We start from the raw sequence: 759 nt of genomic DNA on the forward strand, positions 1-759 counted from the left end.
CCTTTATACGAAAATAGTGAATTAGTCAGCATTTTGTCTAAACTAGAACTGGGAGAAGAAATCCCCGAAGTTCTATATCGGGTAATAGCTGAAATAATTGCCTTTGCGTATTACCTGCAAGGAAAGACACCACAAGGCTTTGGCGAGCCAACGACCAGAACATAACGAGCAACATTTTCAACATGGCACATTCTGACCACCAACTACTTATTAACTCAAAATCCTACTTGTATGCCCTTATTCTGGCAGGTACCTTAGCGCTCGCCCTGCTCTTTCAGGGGCAATTGATCAGCGCTTGCGGCATCGGTGTTCTGTGTGCGCTACTCATTGTAAACCAGTGGCAAAGTAAAAACCGAAATGCCGATAAAGAGAGCTTCATCTGGTTTAAACACAGTTCTCTGGCTCTCGCCTGCATTGCCCTAATAGGCTTAATGACAGGCCTGGAAGACTTTAAAACATGGACCTATTTCATTCCCTTATTGCTGTTCTTTTTCTATGAATTCAAACCTGCCCTATGGCTTGTCGGGATATTCTCAGTATTTGCCCTGGCCTCTTTGAATGCTAGCGGCTCTCCGTTTGAAAACATTCAAAATACTATGAGCTACCTTTTGTACCTAAGCATGAGCTGCTGCCTGGTTTACTTGAGAGAACTAAGACGAAAACAGCTTAAGCCACTGCGTCGTACAGATAACCTGACCAAAGCAGCCACCAAAGAACATCTAGATGATGACCTGACAAAAGAAATTCAACGCAGTGAAC

1 pseudogene is annotated in these 759 nt (G+C 43.6%); it reads left to right on the plus strand.

The window, feature by feature from the left end:
* Positions 1 to 182: 182 nt before the first annotated feature.
* A pseudogene (locus tag A3761_RS02550) lies at positions 183 to 759 on the plus strand (hypothetical protein); the annotation flags it as partial.

This window comes from Oleiphilus sp. HI0123 (assembly GCF_001635315.1).